This window comes from Cupriavidus sp. 22TCCZM01-5 (assembly GCF_057798915.1).
Genome location: NZ_JBYOJR010000008.1, coordinates 95680 through 115616, shown reverse-complemented (window position 1 = coordinate 115616; position 19937 = coordinate 95680). Strand labels below are relative to the sequence as shown.

Sequence of the window (19937 nt, the reverse complement as noted above, 5' to 3'; positions counted from 1 at the left end):
ATCGAGCCCTGTCCCGAGCACCCCATGCTGACTTCGCTGTTGACCCGCCTCGTCAGGCTCGCCACGACCCGCGCCTGGCTGGTGATCGTGGCGGCCCTGCTGCTCACCGCCGCCAGCGGCTTCTATGTGGCGCGGCACTTCGCCATCAACACGGATATCAATCGCCTGCTCGAATCCGATGCCCCGTGGGCCCGGCGCGACGCAGCCATCGGCAAGGCCTTTCCCCAGCGCGGGCAGATGGTCCTGGCCGTGGTGCAGGCCCCCGCGTCGGAACTGGCCGATGCCGCGGCCAACGAACTCGCCGAAGCGCTGCGGCGCCATCCGGAGCACTTCCGCTCGGTCAGCCAGCCGGGCGCGGGCGAATTCTTTGCCCGCAACGGCCTGCTGTTCGCGCGCACGACCGAAGTCGATGAGATCACGCGGCAGCTCGTCCAGGCACGCCCGCTGCTCAACCAGCTGGCGCACGACCCGACCCTGCGCGGGCTTTCCGACACGCTTTCCGTCACGCTCGGCCTGCCGCTGACGATGGGCCAGGTCAAGCTGGCCGATATGGACAGCCTGCTGGGCGCCAGCGCGGGCGCGCTGGAGCGTGTCCTGGCCGGCAAGCCGGCCGCGATGTCATGGGTGGGCCTGCTCGACGACAGCGTCAAGCCGGACAAGGAGGGGCGCGTCTTCAGCTTCATCTCGGTCAGCCCGGTGCTCGACTACAGCGACCTGCAGGCCGGCGCCGCCGCCGCCGACGCCATCCGCGCCGCGGCCGCCGAACTGAAACTGGCCCAGCGCTACCAGGCCAGCGTGCGCCTGACGGGGCCGCAGCCGCTGGCCGACGACGAATTTGCCTCGGTCAGCGAGGGCGCCGCGCTCAATGGCCTGCTGACAGTGCTGGTGGTGGTGCTGATCCTCTGGATGGCATTGCGCTCCATTCGCCTGATCCTGTCGGTGCTGGCCAGCCTGTTCACGGGCCTGCTGGTCACCGCGGCGCTGGGCCTGGCCATGGTGGGCGCGCTGAACATGATCTCGGTCGCGTTCGCGGTGCTGTTCGTCGGCCTGGGCGTGGACTTCGGCATCCAGTTCGGCGTGCGCTATCGCGCCGAACGCCATGACCGCGGCCATATTACCGAGGCGCTGGAACACGCCGCGCAGGCTACCGCGATGCCGCTGTCGCTGGCGGCCGCGGCCACGGCGGCCGCGTTCTTCTGCTTCCTGCCGACCGATTTCCGCGGCGTCGCGGAACTGGGCCAGATTGCCGGCGTCGGCATGATGGTGGCGTTCCTGACGACGTTCACGATGCTGCCCGCGCTGATCCAGGTCCTGCAACCGCGCGGCGAAGCGGAGGCGCCGGGCTTTGGCTGGCTGGCCCCGGCCGATGCGTTCTTCGAGCGCTACCGCAGGCCGGTGCTGCTGGCCACCTGCGCGGCGATCCTGCTTGGATCGCCGCTGTTGCTGCGCCTGCGTTTCGACTTCGATCCGCTGCACCTGAAGGACCCGCATTCGGAATCGATGGCGACGCTGCTGGCGCTCAAGGATGCGCCGGAAGCCGGCACCGACGATGTCACGGTGCTGGCGCCGTCGCTCGATGCCGCGCGCGGGATCGCAGCCAAGGTATCGCCACTGCCCGAAGTGGCGCGCGTCGTCACGCTGCAGACTTTCATTCCCGACGACCAGCCGGCCAAGCTTGCGGCCATCGGCACGGCCCGCACCGCGCTGATGCCCGTGCTCACGCAGCAGACCGCCACGCCGGCCAGCGATATGGCGCGCGTCAACGCGCTGCGCAATGCCGCGCGCCAGCTCGCCATCGCGGCCGATGAGCACCCTGAGGTCGGCGCGGCGCAGGCCACACGCCTGTCAAAGGTACTGAAGCAGCTTGCGGACGCGGATGCCGCCACGCGCGACCGCGCCGAGCAGGCCATTGCGCTGCCGCTGCGCCTAGCGCTGGGCCGCCTGCGCCAGATGCTCGACGCGCGCCCGGTCACGCAGCAATCCCTGCCGCCCGAGATCACGCGCGACTGGCTGGCGCAGGACGGACGCGCACTGGTCAGCATCACCCCACGGCTGCCGCAAGAGGACGGCATCGAGCGCGAAGCCGCGCTCAACCTGTTCATGGACGCGGTGCTGCGCGTGGAGCCCGATGCCACGGGCGGCCCGATCGCCATTCGCGGCTCGGCCGACACGATCATGGGCGCCTTTGCGCAGGCGGGCGCCTGGGCCGTGCTGTCCATCACCGTCCTGTTGTGGATTGCCCTGCGCCGCTTTGGCGATGTGCTGCGCACGCTGATCCCGCTGCTGGTGTCGGCCATTGTCACGCTCGAACTGTGCGCGGCGTTCGGCATCGCTCTGAACTTCGCCAACGTGATCGCGCTGCCGCTGCTGCTGGGCATCGGCGTCGCTTTCAAGATCTATTACGTGATTGCGTGGCGCCACGGCAAGACCAAGCTGCTGCAGTCCAGCCTGACGCACGCCGTGCTCTACAGCGCCGCCACCACCGCCACGGCATTCGGCAGCCTGTGGCTGTCGCAGCATCCGGGCACCGCGAGCATGGGCAAGCTGCTGGCGCTGGCGCTCCTGTGCACGCTGGTAGGCGCCGTGTTCTTCCAGCCGATCCTGATGGGCCGCCCGCGCGAAGGCGCGCACCGGCCCCACGCCACACCCGCTGAATAACGATAACCACCCCGACTCAACCGTTGCACCATGTCGCTCCCCCCTCTGACACGCCGACCCGCGCGGCTGGCTTTCCTTGCTCCCGCAGTGCTGCTTGCGGCCGGCTGCGCCACCGGGCCGCAGGCCAATCCCGACGACCCGCTCGAACCGATGAACCGCGTCGTCTTCAAGGTCAACGACAAGCTCGACCAGTACGTCGCCACCCCGGTCGCAAAGGGCTACAAGGCGGTCACGCCGCAGCCCGTGCGCACCGCGGTGACCAACTTCTATTCGAATATCGCGGACGTCGGCAACTTCGCCAATAACCTGCTGCAGGGCAAGGGCGTGGACGCGGCCGAGAGCCTGATGCGGGTGGCGATCAATTCCGTGCTGGGGATTGGCGGGCTGATCGACATAGCCACGCCGGCCGGCCTGCAGAAGCATTCGCAGGACTTCGGGCTGACGCTGGGAACGTGGGGCGTGCCATCGGGGCCCTACCTGGTGCTGCCGTTTTTCGGCCCGAGCTCGTTCCGGGATGGCGTAGGCCTGTATGTAAATTTCCAGTTCGACCCGACCACCTACATGGATCCGGCCTGGCGTAATTCGCTGTTTGCCATGAACGTGGTGGACGTGCGCACCAACCTGCTGGGCGCGACCGACCTGCTCTCGCTGGCGGCGCTGGACAAGTACGCGTTCGTGCGTGACGCCTATGTGCAGCGCCGGCGCTACTTGCTGGATGGCGGCAGCAGCAAGCTGCCCAACTATGGCGACGACGAGGAAACGGAAGGCGCCGCCATGCCATCGCCATCGCCATCGCCATCGCCATCGCCGGCACCGGCATCCGCGCCGGCGGCGGAACCGGCAGTGCCTGTGGCGCCCGCCTCCGGGGCGCCGCAGCAGTAAGGCTCAGGAACGCAGGAACTCAGCCGCCGATGCCAAGCAGCACCACCTCGAACGTGAGCGTGGCGTTCGGCGGAATGGTGCCCGGCACGCCGCGCGCACCGTAGGCGGTGGCCGCCGGGCACGTCAGCTTGGCCTTGCCGCCCACCTGCATGGTCTGCACGCCTTCGGTCCAGCACGGGATGACGCGGTTCAGCGGAAACGAGATCGGCTGGCCGCGCTTGTACGAGCTGTCGAACTCCGTGCCGTCGGCAAGCGTGCCGCGGTAATGCACCTGGACCGTGTCGGTGGCCTTGGGCGACGGACCGGTGCCCTTGACCAGGTGCTGGATGGTCATGCCCGAAGGCAGCGTCTGCGGCGCTGCGGCCGCCGGTGCCGGTGCCGGTGCCGAGGCGCCCGGCGCGGCCGCCACGGCGGCACAGGCGAAGGTCATGGCGCTGAGGAGCAGAGCGATTCGTTTCATGGAGAATCCGGTTGCAGCGGCGTAGTGGAAAGAGCGGGCAGTGTAACCGACGCCCGCATCTGCGGCGCCTGCCCGGTCCACAGGCTTACGCCAGGAACAGCCGGTAGGCCGGATTTGCGCTCTCGTCCCAGTGCGGATAGCCGAGTCCGGCCAGCACGCTGTCACAGGTCGGCCGTGCGGCCTCGGGTACCTGGATGCCGACCAGCACCGAGGCCGCATCGCCGCCATCGTTGCGATAGTGGAAGAGGCTGATGTTCCAGTCTTCCGGCAACGCGCGCAGGAAGGTCGTCAGCGCACCGGGCCGCTCCGGGAACGCAAAGCGGAACAGGCGCTCGCCGCCAGCCAGCGCGGAACGCCCGCCCACCATATGCCGCAGGTGCTGCTTGGCCAGTTCATCGCCAGTGAGATTGACCGTGGCAAAACCCTGCGCGCTGAACGCGCCGGCGATCTGCGCGGACTCGGCCCGGTCACGGATGCGCATGCCGACGAACACATGCGCGGTATGCGCATCGGCAATGCGGTAGCTGAACTCGGTGATGCTGCGGGTGCCCGCCAGGTCGCAGAAGCGCAGGAAGCTGCCGCGCGCCTCGGGCATCGTCACCGCGAACACGGCCTCGCGCGCATCGCCGATCTCGGCACGCTCGGCGACAAAGCGCAAGCGTTCGAAGTTGATATTGGCGCCCGATGTCACGGCCACCAGCGTCCCGCCCTGCATGCCACGCTGTTGCGCGTATTGCTTGGCCGCGGCGACTGCCAGCGCGCCGGCGGGCTCCAGTACGCTGCGCGTGTCCTCGAACACGTCCTTGATGGCCGCGCATACGGCATCGGTGCTCACGGTCATGACATCGTCGAGATACTGGCGGCACAGGCGGAAGGTTTCTTCGCCGACCAGTTTCACCGCGGTGCCGTCCGAGAACAGGCCAACCTCATCGAGCTCCACGCGCCGGCCGGCACGCAGCGATTGCGCCATCGCGCACGAGTCCTGCGTCTGCACCCCGATCACGCGGACTTCCGGGCGCACCGCCTTGACGTAAGTGGCAACGCCGGCGGCAAGGCTGCCGCCGCCGATCGGTACGAAGATCGCATCCAGCGGCCCGCGATGGCGCGCGAGGATCTCCGCGCCCACGGTGCCCTGCCCCGCGATCACGTCCGGATCGTCGAAGGCCGGGATAAAGGTCAGGCCCAGCTCCTTCTGCAGGTGCATGGCGTGACGCCACGCATCGGTGTAGGACGCTCCCGCCTGGACCACCTCGACCGTGGGCCCGCCATGCGCGCGCACGGCATCGACCTTGACCTGCGGTGCCGTGGTCGGCACCACGATCACCGCGCGCACGCCCAGGTGCGCCGCCGACAGCGCCACGCCCTGCGCGTGGTTGCCCGCCGACGCGGTGATCACGCCTCGCTGCAGCGCCTGCGCATCCAGGTTTGCCATCCGGTTGTATGCGCCGCGGATCTTGAACGAGAACACCGGCTGGTTGTCTTCGCGCTTGAGCCAGATGGCGTTGCCGGTGCGCGCGGACAGGTTGTGCGCAAGCTCGAGCTCGGTTTCGCGCGCAACGTCGTAGACGCGTGCGTTCAGGATGCGCTTGAGATAGCTGTTCTGGTCGGGAACGCCTGGTGAAAAAACATCGCGATGCTCGCTGGCGGGCTCGACGGCGTGTACGGACATGACGGGACTCCTGTGCTGGATTCGTGCCCAGGAGGCGGAAACGAAAAACCCGCCTCAGGGGCGGGTTTTGCGGAAACTGATCTAAGGACGCGCGCTAACCCACCATTCCAGGAATGGTGATAATAATCAGCGCGATGTCGTTGTGACGGCGGTCCATGGACGAAAGCTTGTCGGACCCGGGGCGATTTGTCAATCTTGCGATCCGGCGAGTGACGAGGCGTGACGCGGTGAATGGCCCGCGGCTGAACGCGCGGGCCGGTCGGAGACTCAGGTAATTATGTTGAAGACCAGGCCCAGCGCAATCGCTGCGCCGATTGTTTCCACTGCTGCCAGCGCGATCAGGTTCTTCACAATGAAGGCGTCTTCCTGCTTGGTCACCATGTTGTAGTCTCCGTAGGAATCCATATCCGACCGGGAGGCGATGGGCCAACACCAACACTAAACACTTGCAGCCCGATCTTCCGTCCAGCCACGTCTTGTGCGCGATTCCAGTAGACTCCAATGCCACCGCCGGCGAAAGCTGGCACAAACCCGAATATTGCGACGTGGCGAATGGGCGGAAAGTAAGGTGTTGCCGCAGGACGCTCGGCTTCAGTAAATTGCCGGAAGAACCGTAACTGTATAAGGCAGGCCCTGGCCTTTGTTTGCATCTTTTCCGAATTGACCGGCATGGAACCCATCTCATTTGAATTCGTTTCCGTGGAGGAAGCGAAGCAGATCCTGGACGGCGCACCACCCGCGCAGGCCGAGCCGGACTGGCCCAGCCTGCGGCGACCCGTGCCGCCCGACACGATGTCACTGACCCCCACGGCAATACGCTGGCTGGCCGCGCTGCCGCCTGAAGCCCGGCCGCTGGAACTGTGCCGCCGCTTTCCGCGCATCGGCAACCAGCTCGCTGCGTTGTGGAGCCACCCCGACGGCATCCTTGCGTACCTGGAAGACCTGCTGATCGACAAGCGCGGAGGCCGCCAGGGTTTTCCGGACGGCATCGCACTGGAGCTCTCCCGGCTGCAGGAACACCTGCGGCCGCCCCAGTCCTAGCGCGATATGGGTCTTTGGGGGGTCTCAGCGGAGTCTTAGCGGCGCATCGCTTGCATTCTGCGAATCCTCTGGTACAATGTGCAGCTCACTTGCCCAGGTGGCGGAATTGGTAGACGCACTAGGTTCAGGTCCTAGCGGTGGCAACACTGTGGAGGTTCGAGTCCTCTCCTGGGCACCAAGATTTGGAAAAGGCTTGCTTCGGCAAGCCTTTTTTCATTGGCGCACAGGAAACACCTATGGAAGCGTCAAACGCCAATGACGTGCGCGGAGGGCAGAACCCGCGCGGTACTCATGACCAGCCGTCACGGATCCGCATGATGGTCTGGCGCGACACGCGCAGCGTACGGGCCAGTTCGCTGATCGGTGTGCCGACGCGAATCGCGGCACGGATTTCCTCGTGCGTGTGAGGCTCGAGCAAAGGCTTGCGGCCCAGCCGGGCACCGCGACTGACGGCTTCCTGCGCGCTCTGCTTCATGCGCGCGCTGCGCCCTTGCCGCTCCAGCCCGTCAACCGCTTGCAGCGTCCGCAGCACTGCGGAGCCGGGTGCGCTCAGGTCTTCATCGCCCACTTCCACGCAATGTACCCGGACGCCCAACTCATGGCAGCGCTGCGCCGTGGCAATGACGTCGCGCAGATTGCAGCCCAGGCTCGCGAGCGTCGCGGTCACGATAGTGTCTCCGGCGCGCAAGCGCTGCAGTAGCTGCAGGAATGCGGGCCGCTGCACGGCCGGGCCCGTCCCGGATGCGCGCTCCCACCAGGCGTTGCCGATATTGACCACGTAACCCGCGGCATCGAGCGCCATGCATTCGCTTTCGAATTCGCCAAGGCTGCCTGCCTGGTTCGTATAGAGATACACGGACGGCATTTGATCTCCTTGCCGCTTCCGGGCGGCATGCTACTGTCCGGAATCGTAGCATTCCTGACAGCTCGATGATATGCCGGCGCCGATAACCTTCCTTACCATCTCTTCATCGAGCAGAAATAAATACAAGGCCCCTTTGCACCCATGCATGCGGGCCAACTGCCACTGGAGACAGAAAAGTGCCGATGACGACGCAACAGTACTATAACCATATCGTCGAAGGTTCCGCGACATTGCTGTCCGACGATACCTGGCAAGCGGCAGGTAGCGTGGTGCAAGCAGGCGCTGTGCTTGTGCAGTCGGGCACCCTGGGCCTCTTCCGGACCCGTGAACGCGCCCAGGCCCAGGGGCTGGCGTGGGCGAAGAGCTGGATCGACACGCACTCCGACTCGCCAGCCGCCTCGCCCGCTCCTTCCGGCAGCGACCATTCCGGTACGCCGAAGCCGAAAGCCACCCCCAGCACGCGCACAGCCCCAGACTGTGCGGCCAGGCAACTACTGGACATCGAAAGACATATCTGCGAAGTGCGCGGCAACCTCCGCAGGCAAATTCGTTTCGCGCGACAGCTTCGCGCGGATGGCCTGCCGACGGAGTTCACCGAGATGCTGTTGCACACCTTGTGCCAGACCGTGACGTCGTTGCGCAAGCAGCGCAACCGTCTGCGGCAGCAGCTTGCCACCGCTTCGCGGTCCCGGCCGCGAAGCCGCTAGGCAGGGCGGCAGGGAGAGGAAAACAGATCGAGGCGTGGAACCAGCCCGAAGAGACCCGAAGTGCGGGCTGGTTCCAGACGCCGTGACAGCTTCAGCCCTTGCGAAGCCGCATCAGCGTGGTCAGCAAGGTGTCCAGCACGATGGGCTTGGACACATGGGCATCAAAGCCCGCCTGCAGCGCCGCGTCGACGTCGCGCTGTTGCCCGTAGCCGCTGAGCGCGACTGCGGTCAGGTTTGCCAGGCCAGAAAGCTGGCGGGCTGCTCGCAGAAGTTCGTAGCCGTCCATGCCGGGCATGCCGAGATCGGACAGCAGCAGGTCCGGCGGATTCGACTCCATTTCCCTGAGCGCCGCCTGGGCGTCCGTGGCAACCTGGACAACGGCGCCTTCCGATTCGAGCAGCATCCGGAACGTCTCGACCGTGGGCGCATCGTCGTCCACGAGCATCACGCGCATGCCGCGCAGCAATGACGCGGTCACCGGCCCCTCGCCATCGTCGGGCCGCAGGCTGGCACCTGCCGGCAACGCTACGGTAAAGGTGGCACCAAGGCCAACGCCGGCGGAATCCGCGCTGACCGTGCCGCCATGCAGTGTCACCAGTTCCTTGACCAGCGACAGCCCGATGCCAAGACCGGATTGCCGGCCGCGCGGGCCGCCCCCCTGGTGGAACATGTCAAAGATATGGGGCAACGCCTGCGGCTCGATGCCATGACCGCTGTCCCGCACGATGAGCCTGGCGCGCTCGCCCTCGTTCTCCAGCTTGACGTCGACCTTGCCGCCGTCACGCGTGAACTTGAGCGCATTGCTGATCAGGTTCCAGACCACCTGCTCGATGCGCGTGACATCCGCATGGATCCACACAGGCGTCTTGGGCAGTTCGCAGTGCAGCGTCAGGTGCTTGCGCGCCGCGTCATCGGACACGGCCTCGCACACGCGCTGCACGACTTCGCGCCAGTCCAGCGCCTCCCGCGTGAGCGAGAGCTTGCCGGTGCGCACGCGCGACATATCGAGCAGGTCGTCGATGATTTGCGCCTGGTTCTGCACCGTGCGCTGGATCGTCGCCGTGGCACGCGCAATCAGCGGATTGCGCCGGGCCTCAGTCGAGCGCGAGATCAGTTCGCTGCTCGCGCTGATCAGGTTCAGGGGGTGCTTGAGCTCGTGCGAAACGACGGCCAGGAATTCGTCGCGCCGCGCCTGGTCTTCGTCGTGCCGCCAGGCCGACTCATTGCGCGGCGCGCCCTGCGGCAGCGCCTCGTCGAGGTCACGCGCGATCTTGGCGTAACCGCTGATGCCGCCGCCTTCGAGCCGCGACAGCACGCCGCTGGAGCGAAAGCGCGTGCCGTCCTTGCGCACGTGCCAGCGGTCTTCCTCGACACGCCCGTACTTGCGGGCCTGCGCCATCTCCTCTGCCGGCACGCGTTCTTCACGGTCCTCGGGCGTGTACAGGACATCAGCCGCCCTGCCCAGCATCTCCGCCTCGTCGTAGCCGAAGATGCGCTGCGCGCCGACATTCCAGCTCGTGACGCGACCGTCGTCGTCGAACGTGATGATGGCGTAGTCGCGCGTGCTTTCCGCGACGATGCGCATGCGCTGCTCGCCATCGCGAAGACGCTCCTCCGCGGCACGGCGAGACGTGATGTCGATGAACGACAGCACGGCGCCGTCGATACGGTCCTCGGTGGTCCGGTAGGGCAGAAAACGCGCCAGGTACCAGTGGCCGTCGCTGCTGCGCACCTCGCGCTCGATCAGCCGCAGCGAATCGAAGGCTTCGGCGGCATCGTCCGACAGCTTGTCGTACTCGAGCCGGTGCGTAATGTCGAGCAACGACCGTCCGATATCCGACGGGATGATGCTGAACACATCCGTGGCCCGAGGCGTATAGCGCTTGATGCGGATATTGCGGTCCACGAAGATCGTGCCGATGTCGTTGACCGTGATCAGGTTCTGCAGGTCGTCGTTGATCTTGCTGGTTTCCTCGACCTTCGACTTGAGCTCGGCATTGACGGTCGTAAGCTCCTCGTTGATCGATTGCAGCTCTTCCTTGCTGGTCTCGAGTTCTTCCGTGGCGGAACGCAGTTCCTCGTTAATGGCCTGCAGTTCCTCGTTCGACGCCTTGAGTTCCTCGGTCGAGGTCTCCGACTGCTCGATCGTGGCCTGCAGCTGCTCCTTGGTACGCTGCAGCTCGCTTTCCAGCTGGCTGACCATCGGGTCGCGCTGCGGCTTTGACGCGGTGGCATCCGCCTCGGCCATGCTGTCCTCGACCTCGTCGAACAGGATCAGCACGAAGTCCGCGTTGGCTTCGACATCATGGACGGGCCGCGCGATCATGTTCACGTAGAAGGACCGGCCATCGCGCTGGAGTTGCACGCGGCGCGCTTCCACGCTGTGGTTCGCCTGCAGGGCCTGGAAGATCGCGGTACGCAGCTCCAGCCGCAACTCCGGGCGCACCGCCGCGATGATGTTGTGCGACGGTTCACCGCCCGCATACTGCAGGAAGCGGCCGGCACGGTCCGACAGGTGAACGATGTTCGACTCGCGGCTGACCAGCACGCTGGGCGGCGCATGCTGCTCGATCACGCGCTGGTGCAGGTCGCCGAACGAGAACTTGCGCCGCCCCGCGTGCGGCGCGACCATCATCGGCAGGCTGGAGACCATGGTCGCCGGCGCCTGCGGCATGGGCGCTTCGGCGCGCACCGCCACGTTGGCGCGATAGATCCGAGCCTTCTTGTCGACCACGCTGAACAGGTTGCCGACGCTGTCCGCGGCCTCCGAGCCGCCCAGGAAAAGGTAGCCGCCCGGGCGCAACGCAAAATGGAAGGTGCGCAGCACCTCGAGCTGGGCCTCCCGGTCGAGGTAGATCAGCATGTTGCGGCAGCACACCATGTCCAGCCGCGAGAATGGCGGATCGCGCAACACATTGTGCAACGCGAACAGTACATGCTCGCGCAGCTCCTTCTTGACCCGGTAGTGCCCGGCATCCCGCGCCAGGAACTGGCGCATGCGGCCGGCATCGACGTCGGCAAGGATGGATTCCGGATACAGCCCGGAACGTGCCACTGCGATGGCCCGCTCATCGATGTCGGTCGCGAAGACCTGGTACGGCACGGCTTCCCCCGCGTCTGCGCTCGCCTCCTGCAACAGCATGGCGAGCGAGTAGGCTTCCTCGCCGGTGGCGCAACCCGCGCTCCAGACGCGAATCGGATCGCCCTCGGCACGCCGGCGCTCGATGATCTGCGGCAGCACCTCCGTACGCAGCGCATCGAAGGCCTCGCGGTCGCGGAAGAAATTGGTCACGCTGATCAGCATGTCCTGCAGCAGCAGCGGCGTTTCGTCGGGATTCGCGTGCAGGAAGTCGCGGTACTCGGCAAGCTCGCTGAGCCCGTTCACCTGCATGCGCCGCTCGATGCGGCGCAGGACGGTGGCGCGCTTGTACTGGCGGAAGTCATGCGAGGTGCGCGTGCGCAGGATCACCATGATCTCGCGCAGGACGTGCTCGGTATCGGGGGCAGCCGCCGCCACGCTGTCGCCCGAGCCCTCATCCGACGTCAAGTGGATGCGGTTGACGTTGGACCAGAACTCCATGAGCTTCTGCGGCATCTCCGGTACCGGCAGGATGATGTCGACGTGCCCGGTACTGACTGCCGCACGCGGCATGCTGGGAAACGCCGCATCCTCGGGCTGCTGCGCCAGCACGATGCCCCCCAGCTCCTTCACGCGCGTGATGCCGACCGATCCATCGGCCCCCGCTCCCGACAGCACGATGGCCGCGGCACGTTCGTGATGGGCCTCGGCCAGCGAACGGAAGAACAGGTCGATGGCGGCGCGGCGGCTGCCTTGCTGCGCTTCCGATTCGACGCGGAGGTAGCCATCGACCATCAACAACGTCTTGGACGGCGCAATGATGTAAACATTGTTGGGTTCGATGGCCGTGACGTCGCTCACTTGCAATACCGGCATCGAAGTCACGGCGCCGATCATTGCGGGCAGATGGCTCGCGTGATCGGGAGCGAGGTGTACCACGATCACGTAGGCCGCGCCGGTGCGCCCCGGCAAGGCCTCGAAAAATGTCTTGAGCGCTTCGATGCCGCCGGCCGACGCACCAATGCCGACAACGGGAAAGGAAAGCTGGCTTGGAAGCGACTTCACTTCGGAAGGTGCCATTGGTGCGTAAATTCTTGCTGAAAATGGTGGGTAGAAGGAAATATTACTACGCTGATCCCTCGCCGGCGCATCCCGCGTGGCACCGCCAGCGCGGTGAAGCGGGACGCGGCATGGCGTGGCGCCAAAGAGCCTTGGCGCGGCAGCGAGGCAGGCGCGCGGGCCGCACTGCGCGACACGCCGCACCTTTTCCCCCATTTTCCGCATTTCCCGCCTTGGCATTGATACGCGGCTGCGGCGTCATTACCGGCGGTTGTAGTTTCTTCCGCTCACACCAGCATGCCGGACGCCTGCGCACCGCATCGCGATGTCAAACCGGCGGCATGGCAGGCGGGCATGCGGGTTGCTCCACGAATGCACCTGCAACCGTACGGAGACTGCAATGGATCCCAATCTCACCTCGAATCAGGGCGCCGCCATCGTTGGCAGCGGTATCGGCGAAGGCCCCGGCCCCGAAGTCATGGCGGCATCGAGCCTGGACGACACCAAGGTCTATTCATCCGACGACCAGCACGTCGGCGAGATCAAGGAGATCATGATCGACGTCCCGCGCGGCCGGGTGGCCTACGCGGTCCTCACGACTGGCGGGTTCCTCGGCATGGGCGATACGCTGCACGCGATCCCGTGGGGGGCGCTGGTCATGGACACGGACGCGAAATGCTTCCGCCTGGGCCTGACCGCAGACCGCATCAAGAACGCGCCGGGCTTCAACAAGAACAGCTGGCCCAGCATGGCCGACCCGCAATGGGCGACCGAAGTGCATCGCTACTACGAGCGCGAGCCGTACTGGATTGGCAATCCGCCGCTGTTGTGAGCCCTGTTGACGGCATGCCTGGCGTTGCACCCGGGGCCGTGGCGGGCGCCATGGGCCCTGGCTGCGATGCCAGGCACCGCGGCATCGCCACGGCGCGGGCGGCCAGGGGCATGAAGCTTGCACAGGCATTGCATCCCGCCCGATGGCACTACAGGAGCTTGCCGTGACCGCTACCCGTTTCCCAGGACATCTCGCCGCCGCCATGGTGTTCTTCGTCGTCATCCCCGCGCACGCCGCGCCATCTGCGTCCGACACCGAATTCATGAAGAAAGCCGCCCAGGCCGGGACCATGGAGATCGATGCCAGCAGGCTGGCCCAGCAGAAGGCCAATGACAGTTCAGTCAAGGACTTTGCGGCCCGGATGATAAAGGACCATCAGGCCGCGGCGGATGAACTCAAGCAGCTTGCCAGCCGCAAGCAGGTGGCGCTCCCGGCGGCGCCGGACACCTCGGACAGCGCAACGCTGGACGCGCTCAAGGGCCTGAACGGCGCGGCATTCGACCGCCGCTATACGGACAGCGTTGGCGTACAGGCGCACATGCAAGCCGTGGAGTTGTTCCGCCGGGCTTCCCAGACCGCTACCGATAGCGACGTCAAGTCCTTCGCGACAAAGACGCTGCCGACCCTCGAACACCACCTCGACATGGCGCGCAACCTGGCGGCGAAAAGCAAGTGAACGCGTGAGCAGCGCCCCGGTGCGCCATGGCCATGTCCGGTCCGCGCGCCGGGTCATCTTCCGGATCAGCTCCCTGCTTCCTCTTCCATGTAGTGGCTGACGTACTCGTCAGCACCGTGTAGCAGGGTGCGCCGAAGCGGCGGAATCCGACGCCGCTAATGAATCGACTCCGTGCCGGTACATTCGTCGCCAAGTCCCTCGATCAGCAGTACCGACTCGTTCTGCAGCGCGAGCCGGACGCCGGCAGCAATCGCAGCACTCCGGCAAGCGAAGGTTTCGGTCTTCATGGTCTTGCCATCGTCCGTCATGGCGACTGCCCACATCATGCCCGTCATCGGGATCACCTTTACGACACCGTCCGCCATCTTCAACTCCTCGGATGAAGCCACCCTCGCCTGGCCGGGCTGCCGCTATGCGGCCCTTCTGTAAGCGGATGATTGCTTGCCGCTGGCACCGGCTTCTGCAGCTGACCATTGCCGTGCATGGTCCATGCCACCGCTGCACAGGCATCCGGAGCGAGGCATGTCGGCCGCCCAATGCCCCGTGTGGGCGGCACGCAAGAATGGTTGGCAAGGCCTGAAAGAATTACTGTGGTGCCGCGCAGCGAAAGCGGTCAGCGGCGGTCAGCGGCGGTCAGCGGCTATAGGGGCGTGCGGCGCCAGCTCAGACCTGGCGCTTCTCGACTTCGGGGGCGTTCAGCGTGTAGGCTCGCCACGCGCCGATTGTCCAGCGCGTCCAGTGCTCGGGGGCGAAGGCCATTTCGTCATAGTCAGGCAGACGGCTGTAAAGGACATCGCGGAGTTCCGGCTCCGCCATGAAGGCGGCCCGGATGCGGTAGATCGCAAAGACGCGTGCAAGCAGCACCAGGCCCGTAATGGCAAGCGCAATGCACCAAAGCTCCAGCGAACTCATCGAACTCATGTCGTGCCTCGCTACGCCCTGCCGGGCCGCGTCGAACTCAAGCGAACCTCCAGCGCCGCCAGCGCACGCTCAAGACTCGCAAGCATCTCGGCGGCCTTCATGGACTCGGCGGCATCCGTCAGTCGCGCGGCACGCTGCTGTTGCAGATGGATCTCGGCCTTCAGTTCGTTCATGTAGCGATCCAGAATGACCAGTTCGCGAAATCTTCCTGGCGTCATGGCGGTACCCGGAGTTTGCAGCAGTTGATTGCATGCTATGAAAACCAAGGGGAATCGTCATGGGCTGCTTTATGTTCGGAACGCAAAGATTTCGAACATCACTGAGGAAGCTATTCCGACATAAGCTTGAGCCGTGCCTGGCGCTTGGCCGCCAAGCAGCGTCGATTCCCGATGGTTGCCCGCTTGTGATTGAGCGGGCTCTTTTTTGTTCTCTGATGAAGCCGGGATGAGGCAATGAGGCAGTGATGATTGCCTGGGCCCCGACGGCCAAGCCGATTTACCAGCCAGGTGCGCCAGAGGCCAAGGCCCAGGTGCAGGATCCCTCGCTACCTCTTGGCGACCGCCCTTTCCGACTGCGAGTTCCCCTTATGCGCGGCGGCCGCGGCCGCCGCGGCAACGTTCGCCACCTGGCTCTCCGCCAGCTCCACCGCCTGTCTCGTCGACGCCTGCATCGATTCGCACAGCGTGATACCGGAAGCCATGGCCGCCTGCCATGCGTTCAGTGCGCCATCCGAGCCACCCGGTGCCGTCTGCGCGAGCTTGTCGAAAATCTCTTGCCACGCGCGCTTGTTCGCTTCGAGTTGCGCAGCTGCCACCTTCTGAAACTCCTCTCGCGTGGCGGCCGCAATTTCCTGGACCTGCTGGAAGTACGCCCGCGCCTTTTCGGCCGCGGGTTCGGCCGCGGTGGCCTGCAGCGCAAACAGATCCTGCGGATTCCTGGCGGCAAGTGCCTGGCGCACCGCCTCCTGACTGTCGACGATCGTCCCCTTCATGGTCTGCATGCCGAGTTCAGTGAGCTTTTGGCAGGCGTCCAGGGTCTTCGTCGTCATGCCGAACACGATATCCATGGCTGCTGCCTGTGCTGCATATACGGGCTGCAGATTGACTTCTGGCATGGTGGTCTCCTTGAGGATGAGTCGCCACGGACCTGACGTGGCGACTGGTTGACGAGGCCGATGGTGTCGGCTTGTGCGTCGTGGAAAGAACGAGACTAGTGAAGTTCCGCGCGAAGTGATAGCGGGAAGCTTAGTCCGAAAGAGCCCGTTTATGGACAGCCCTATTTTCGAAGCGAAGGTTGACTTGTCGTATTTACTGACGCACGCTGCAACGCTTACAGCACTTCGCCCTGTTCGAAGAATGCGCTAAAGGCCGCATCGGGTGGCCCATGCGCCGCACCATCGCCTGCCTGTTCGCGGTCATTGTCACGCTGTGGGCCCGCGCACGGCTAAGATGAGGGGCCTCGTCCTCACTACGCCCCCAATGAGAATCCGCATCGGCGAAGAGATCACCTTCCGCAAGCTCGAAGCGCTGCTGGCGTTCATGGAATCCGGCAACCTGGCCAAGGCGGCCGAGATCCTGGAAACCAGCACGGTCAGCGTGCACCGCGCGCTGCATTCGCTGGAGGAAGGCACGAGTTGCGCGCTGTTCCGGCACGAAGGTCGCAACCTGATCCCGACCGATGCGGCCCATGTGCTGGCGGACACGGCCCGCGAAGTGCTCAAGGCCATGGCCGACGGCATCCGCGCGACGCGCGAGGCCGCCGGCTACCTGGCCGACCATCTCAAGATCGGCTCGCTGTATTCGCTGACGGCGCAGACGGTGCCGCGAATCGTCATCGACCTCAAGGCCCGGCGGCCGGACCTGCAGACCGAGCTCGTGCTGGGCTCGAACGCCGACCTGCTGCAGATGCTCAAGCAGGGCGCCATCGACGCCACCCTGATGGCCACGCCTGAGCCGGACCCCGAGATCGAATCCATCCCCCTGTTCGAAGACGAGATATTCTTCGCAGCGCCGGCCGACTCGCGCTATGCAGCGATGCCGGCCGTGGACCTGCGTACCTGCCGGGACGAGCCGTTCGTGTCGCTGAGCGAAGGGTTCGCCACCTCGCGCGGCTTTACCGAGGCGTTCCGGATCGCGGATTTCCAGCCCAACCTTGTCATGAAGGTCGGCGATATCTTTTCGCTGATGAACCTGGTCGGCGGCGGCGTCGGCTACACCCTGCTGCCTGGCCGCGTGAAGGGCGTATCCCCGCGCAATGTGGCATTCGTGCCGCTTGCCGCCGACTACGACTCCATCCGCCAGACCATCGGCCTGAGCTTCCTGCGCCGCCGCGAGCGCGATCCCAACCTGCTGGCGCTGGCAGCCGTCTGCCGCATGGCCATGCGCGAAGGACAGTAGCACCCGGCTCGCTTTCGCCAAGCGTAACGATCCTGCCGCCCGCGTGATTGTTCCGCGGTCTCCGCCTGATTATGGTTGACACCATCAGACAGACCTAGCCGGAGACACGATGACCAGCACCACCCCGGGGCGTCAGTGGAATACCCGCAGAGAAGCCAAGGCGCGGCGCAAGCAGCAAGGCGCCGCTATCGCGCAGGGCAAGCGCATACCGACCGGCGACATCGTGGCCTTCCTGGAGGCCGTGCTGCTCCCGGGCGATCGCGTGGTGGTCGAAGGCAACAACCAGAAGCAGGCGGATTTCCTGTCGCGCTCGCTGGCGCAGGTCAGCCCCGGGCGCGTCAACGGCCTGCACATGATCATCCCGAGCGTCAGCCGCGTGGAGCATCTGGACTTGTTCGAGCGCGGCATCGCGCGCAAGCTCGACTTCTCGTATGCGGGCGCGCAGAGCATCCGGATCTCGCAGTTCCTGGAAGACGGCCTGCTTGAAGTCGGCGCGATCCACACCTACATCGAACTGTACGCGCGCCTGTATGTGGACCTGGTGCCCAACGTCGTGCTGATCGCCGGCTACAAGGCGGACCGCGACGGCAACCTCTACACCGGCCCGAGCACCGAGGATACGCCCGCGCTGGTGGAGGCCGCCGCGTTCCGCGACGGCCTCGTGATCGCGCAGGTCAACGAGATCGTCGACGACCCGGCCGGCCTGCCGCGCGTGGATGTGCCGGGCTCCTGGGTCGACTACGTGGTGCAGGCCGACCAGCCGTTCTTCTGCGAGCCGCTGTTCACGCGCGACCCGCGCCTGATCAAGCCCGTGCACGTGCTGATGGCGATGATGGCGATCCGCGGCATCTACGAACGCCACCAGGTGCAGTCGCTGAACCACGGCATCGGTTTCAACACGGCTGCCATCGAACTGATCCTGCCGACCTACGGCGAGTCGCTGGGGCTGAAGGGCAGGATCTGCAAGTACTGGACCCTTAACCCGCACCCCACGCTGATCCCGGCGATCGAGACCGGCTGGGTCGAAAGCGTGCACAGCTTCGGCAGCGAACTGGGCATGGAGCCATACGTCGCGGCGCGGCCCGATATCTTCTTCACCGGCGCGGACGGCTCGATGCGCTCGAACCGCGCGTTCTGCCAGCTTGCGGGCCAGTATGCGGTGGACCTCTTCATCGGCTCGACGCTGCAGATCGACGGCGACGGTCACTCGTCCACGGTGACGCGCGGCCGGCTGTCCGGCTTTGGCGGCGCGCCGAACATGGGCCACAACCCGGGGGGCCGCCGCCACCCCACGCCCGCGTGGCTCGACCTGATCGAGACCGACGATCCGCTCGCACGCGGCCGCAAGCTCGTGGTGCAGATGGTCGAGACCTTCCAGGCCGGCGGCAAGCCGACCTTCGTCGAATCGATGGACGCCGTGGACGTCGCGCGCGAAAGCGGCATGCCGCTGGCGCCGGTCATGATCTACGGCGACGACGTCACGCACGTGCTGACCGAGGAAGGCATCGCCTACCTCTACAAGGCGCAATCGTTCGAAGAGCGGCGCCGGATGATCGCCGCCGTGGCCGGCGTGACCCCGATCGGCCTGAAGCACGATCCCGCACAGACGCGCCGCATGCGCAGCGACGGCCTGATCGCGCTGCCCGAGGACCTTGGCGTGCAGCGCAGCCAGGCCACGCGCAGCCTGCTCGCGGCCAAGAGCATGGCCGACCTGGTTGAATGGTCTGGTGGCCTGTACGCGCCGCCGGCACGCTTCCGGAGCTGGTAATGGGCGGCGCAGCGGCAAGCACCATATGGGCCGGAAATAATGCGGCCCCTGCGATCGGTGGCCAGTCCACGCATGCGCAGTTGCTGGCCGGCCTGGCGGTCGACGCCATCGTCGAAGAAGCACGGTTGTCGCCCAAGCCCGGGCTGGTCGACAGCCGCGGCAGCGGCGCGCATGCCGACCTGACGCTGGCGCTGATGCTGCGCTCCGCGCAGGCGCTGGGGCCATCGTTCGCCTCCATGGCAATGGCCGGCGCGCGCGCGGCACGCGTGGGCTACGCGCTGCGCGAGCGGCTCGGCGCGCTCGGGCGTGAAGCCGAAGCAGCCATGCTGGCCGCCACCGGCGGCGTGAACACGCACCGCGGCGCCATCTGGTGCCTCGGCCTGCTGGTCGGCGCGGCCGCGCAGCTCGCAGCCGCCGGCGAGCGGGCCAGCGCCAGCGCGGTCAGCGATGCCGCCGGCGCCATTGCGCGGCTGGCTGACCGCCATCGCCCCGCCATCACCGGCAACAAGGGCGAGCTGGCCTGCCTGGCGTATGGCGTGGGCGGTGCCAGGGCGCAGGCGCGCGCGGGCTTTCCGCATGTCATGCGGCGCGCATTGCCGGTCCTGCAGCACAGCCGCGCGCGCGGCGACAGCGAATCCGCGGCCCGCCTGAACGCCTTGCTCGCGCTGATGAGCGGGCTGGACGATACCTGCGTGCTGGCCCGCACGGGCCGCGCGGGGCTGGCCTATATGCAGGCCGGTGCGCAGGCCGTACTGGCGGCGGGCGGCACCGGCACGGTCGCGGGACGGCGCCTGCTGCGCGAACTCGACGCCGGCATGCTGGCCCGGCGCGCATCGCCGGGCGGCGCGGCGGACCTGCTGGCCGCGACGATCTTCCTCGACCGGCTGGCACGTGTGTCCGGCTCCGGCACGGGGCAAATCTAGG

17 protein-coding genes and 1 tRNA gene are annotated in these 19937 nt (G+C 66.3%); 10 read left to right on the top strand and 8 right to left on the bottom strand.

Annotated features, from left to right (window positions below; translation table 11 throughout):
* The first annotated feature begins 24 nt into the window (after positions 1-24).
* Positions 25-2658 (top strand): hopanoid transporter HpnN, encoded by a 2634-nt coding sequence (gene hpnN / locus AC3FNH_RS10405; RefSeq protein ID WP_488719983.1) that lies wholly within the window; start codon positions 25-27, stop codon positions 2656-2658.
* Between the two features lie 30 nt (positions 2659-2688).
* The gene (locus AC3FNH_RS10400) at positions 2689-3540 is read left to right on the top strand and encodes an MlaA family lipoprotein (RefSeq protein ID WP_488719982.1); all 852 of its coding nucleotides are present in this window, start codon (positions 2689-2691) and stop codon (positions 3538-3540) included.
* 19 nt (positions 3541-3559) lie between these two features.
* On the opposite strand, the gene AC3FNH_RS10395 is transcribed toward AC3FNH_RS10400, so the two are convergent.
* Positions 3560-4000 carry an FKBP-type peptidyl-prolyl cis-trans isomerase gene (locus tag AC3FNH_RS10395; protein WP_488719981.1) on the bottom strand — a complete coding sequence of 147 codons (441 nt, stop codon included), beginning with the start codon at positions 3998-4000 and terminating at the stop codon, positions 3560-3562.
* An 85-nt stretch (positions 4001-4085) separates the two neighbouring features.
* Entirely contained in the window at positions 4086-5669 is a 1584-nt protein-coding gene (ilvA, locus tag AC3FNH_RS10390; RefSeq protein ID WP_488719980.1) for a threonine ammonia-lyase, biosynthetic, read from the bottom strand.
* Positions 5670-6338: 669 nt separating this feature from the next.
* Here ilvA and AC3FNH_RS10385 point away from each other — a divergent pair.
* Both AC3FNH_RS10385 and AC3FNH_RS10380 read left to right on the top strand, forming a co-directional pair.
* Positions 6339-6710 carry a hypothetical protein gene (locus AC3FNH_RS10385; protein ID WP_276102260.1) on the top strand — a complete coding sequence of 124 codons (372 nt, stop codon included), beginning with the start codon at positions 6339-6341 and terminating at the stop codon, positions 6708-6710.
* 91 nt (positions 6711-6801) lie between these two features.
* Positions 6802-6888 (top strand) — tRNA-Leu (locus AC3FNH_RS10380).
* Between the two features lie 111 nt (positions 6889-6999).
* On the opposite strand, the gene AC3FNH_RS10375 is transcribed toward AC3FNH_RS10380, so the two are convergent.
* The gene (locus AC3FNH_RS10375; RefSeq protein WP_276102261.1) at positions 7000-7575 is read right to left on the bottom strand and encodes a recombinase family protein; all 576 of its coding nucleotides are present in this window, start codon (positions 7573-7575) and stop codon (positions 7000-7002) included.
* Positions 7576-7757: 182 nt separating this feature from the next.
* On the opposite strand from AC3FNH_RS10375, the gene AC3FNH_RS10370 reads away from it, so the two are divergent.
* On the top strand, positions 7758-8282 hold the full coding sequence (locus AC3FNH_RS10370; RefSeq protein ID WP_488719979.1) for a hypothetical protein: 525 nt from the start codon (positions 7758-7760) through the stop codon (positions 8280-8282).
* A 91-nt stretch (positions 8283-8373) separates the two neighbouring features.
* Here AC3FNH_RS10370 and AC3FNH_RS10365 read toward each other — a convergent pair whose 3' ends face one another.
* Positions 8374-12441 (bottom strand): CheR family methyltransferase, encoded by a 4068-nt coding sequence (locus AC3FNH_RS10365; protein WP_488719978.1) that lies wholly within the window; start codon positions 12439-12441, stop codon positions 8374-8376.
* A gap of 379 nt (positions 12442-12820) precedes the next feature.
* Here AC3FNH_RS10365 and AC3FNH_RS10360 point away from each other — a divergent pair, with 379 nt between their 5' ends.
* Together AC3FNH_RS10360 and AC3FNH_RS10355 are read left to right on the top strand one after the other, a co-directional pair.
* The gene (locus AC3FNH_RS10360) at positions 12821-13252 is read left to right on the top strand and encodes a PRC-barrel domain-containing protein (protein WP_276102266.1); all 432 of its coding nucleotides are present in this window, start codon (positions 12821-12823) and stop codon (positions 13250-13252) included.
* A 163-nt stretch (positions 13253-13415) separates the two neighbouring features.
* Positions 13416-13928, top strand: a complete 513-nt coding sequence (locus AC3FNH_RS10355; protein WP_276102268.1) for a DUF4142 domain-containing protein — start codon at positions 13416-13418, stop codon at positions 13926-13928.
* A 155-nt stretch (positions 13929-14083) separates the two neighbouring features.
* Here the strand turns inward: AC3FNH_RS10355 and AC3FNH_RS10350 are convergent, their stop codons facing one another.
* The 4 genes from AC3FNH_RS10350 to AC3FNH_RS10335 all read right to left on the bottom strand — a co-directional run bounded on the left by AC3FNH_RS10350 (position 14084) and on the right by AC3FNH_RS10335 (position 15963).
* On the bottom strand, positions 14084-14293 hold the full coding sequence (locus AC3FNH_RS10350; protein WP_488719977.1) for a DUF2188 domain-containing protein: 210 nt from the start codon (positions 14291-14293) through the stop codon (positions 14084-14086).
* A gap of 298 nt (positions 14294-14591) precedes the next feature.
* Positions 14592-14849, bottom strand: coding sequence for a hypothetical protein (locus AC3FNH_RS10345; protein WP_488719976.1), 258 nt, complete (start codon positions 14847-14849; stop codon positions 14592-14594).
* 11 nt (positions 14850-14860) lie between these two features.
* Positions 14861-15022: a hypothetical protein gene (locus AC3FNH_RS10340; RefSeq protein WP_276102271.1), complete on the bottom strand. Its 162-nt coding sequence runs from the start codon at positions 15020-15022 to the stop codon at positions 14861-14863.
* A gap of 371 nt (positions 15023-15393) precedes the next feature.
* Positions 15394-15963 (bottom strand): phasin family protein, encoded by a 570-nt coding sequence (locus AC3FNH_RS10335; RefSeq protein WP_488719975.1) that lies wholly within the window; start codon positions 15961-15963, stop codon positions 15394-15396.
* 364 nt (positions 15964-16327) lie between these two features.
* Here AC3FNH_RS10335 and AC3FNH_RS10330 point away from each other — a divergent pair, with 364 nt between their 5' ends.
* The 3 genes from AC3FNH_RS10330 to AC3FNH_RS10320 all read left to right on the top strand — a co-directional run bounded on the left by AC3FNH_RS10330 (position 16328) and on the right by AC3FNH_RS10320 (position 19936).
* A complete protein-coding gene (locus AC3FNH_RS10330) occupies positions 16328-17245 on the top strand; it encodes a LysR family transcriptional regulator (protein WP_488719974.1) in 918 nt (305 codons plus the stop codon).
* A 109-nt stretch (positions 17246-17354) separates the two neighbouring features.
* A complete protein-coding gene (gene mdcA / locus AC3FNH_RS10325; protein WP_488719973.1) occupies positions 17355-19013 on the top strand; it encodes a malonate decarboxylase subunit alpha in 1659 nt (552 codons plus the stop codon).
* Positions 19013-19936, top strand: a complete 924-nt coding sequence (locus AC3FNH_RS10320; protein WP_488719972.1) for a triphosphoribosyl-dephospho-CoA synthase — start codon at positions 19013-19015, stop codon at positions 19934-19936. Before mdcA ends, AC3FNH_RS10320 begins: the two co-directional genes overlap by 1 nt.
* Position 19937: the final 1 nt, after the last annotated feature.

Excerpts from the sequence above, each read along its gene's own strand:
- hpnN (WP_488719983.1), top strand. The coding sequence starts at position 25 with ATGCTGACTTCGCTGTTGACCCGCCTCGTCAGGCTCGCCACGACCCGC.
- AC3FNH_RS10400 (WP_488719982.1), top strand. The coding sequence starts at position 2,689 with ATGTCGCTCCCCCCTCTGACACGCCGACCCGCGCGGCTGGCTTTCCTT.
- AC3FNH_RS10395 (WP_488719981.1), bottom strand. The coding sequence starts at position 4,000 with ATGAAACGAATCGCTCTGCTCCTCAGCGCCATGACCTTCGCCTGTGCC.
- ilvA (WP_488719980.1), bottom strand. The coding sequence starts at position 5,669 with ATGTCCGTACACGCCGTCGAGCCCGCCAGCGAGCATCGCGATGTTTTT.
- AC3FNH_RS10385 (WP_276102260.1), top strand. The coding sequence starts at position 6,339 with ATGGAACCCATCTCATTTGAATTCGTTTCCGTGGAGGAAGCGAAGCAG.
- AC3FNH_RS10375 (WP_276102261.1), bottom strand. The coding sequence starts at position 7,575 with ATGCCGTCCGTGTATCTCTATACGAACCAGGCAGGCAGCCTTGGCGAA.
- AC3FNH_RS10370 (WP_488719979.1), top strand. The coding sequence starts at position 7,758 with ATGACGACGCAACAGTACTATAACCATATCGTCGAAGGTTCCGCGACA.
- AC3FNH_RS10365 (WP_488719978.1), bottom strand. The coding sequence starts at position 12,441 with ATGGCACCTTCCGAAGTGAAGTCGCTTCCAAGCCAGCTTTCCTTTCCC.
- AC3FNH_RS10360 (WP_276102266.1), top strand. The coding sequence starts at position 12,821 with ATGGATCCCAATCTCACCTCGAATCAGGGCGCCGCCATCGTTGGCAGC.
- AC3FNH_RS10350 (WP_488719977.1), bottom strand. The coding sequence starts at position 14,293 with ATGGCGGACGGTGTCGTAAAGGTGATCCCGATGACGGGCATGATGTGG.
- AC3FNH_RS10345 (WP_488719976.1), bottom strand. The coding sequence starts at position 14,849 with ATGAGTTCGATGAGTTCGCTGGAGCTTTGGTGCATTGCGCTTGCCATT.
- AC3FNH_RS10340 (WP_276102271.1), bottom strand. The coding sequence starts at position 15,022 with ATGAACGAACTGAAGGCCGAGATCCATCTGCAACAGCAGCGTGCCGCG.
- AC3FNH_RS10335 (WP_488719975.1), bottom strand. The coding sequence starts at position 15,963 with ATGCCAGAAGTCAATCTGCAGCCCGTATATGCAGCACAGGCAGCAGCC.
- AC3FNH_RS10330 (WP_488719974.1), top strand. The coding sequence starts at position 16,328 with ATGAGAATCCGCATCGGCGAAGAGATCACCTTCCGCAAGCTCGAAGCG.
- mdcA (WP_488719973.1), top strand. The coding sequence starts at position 17,355 with ATGACCAGCACCACCCCGGGGCGTCAGTGGAATACCCGCAGAGAAGCC.
- AC3FNH_RS10320 (WP_488719972.1), top strand. The coding sequence starts at position 19,013 with ATGGGCGGCGCAGCGGCAAGCACCATATGGGCCGGAAATAATGCGGCC.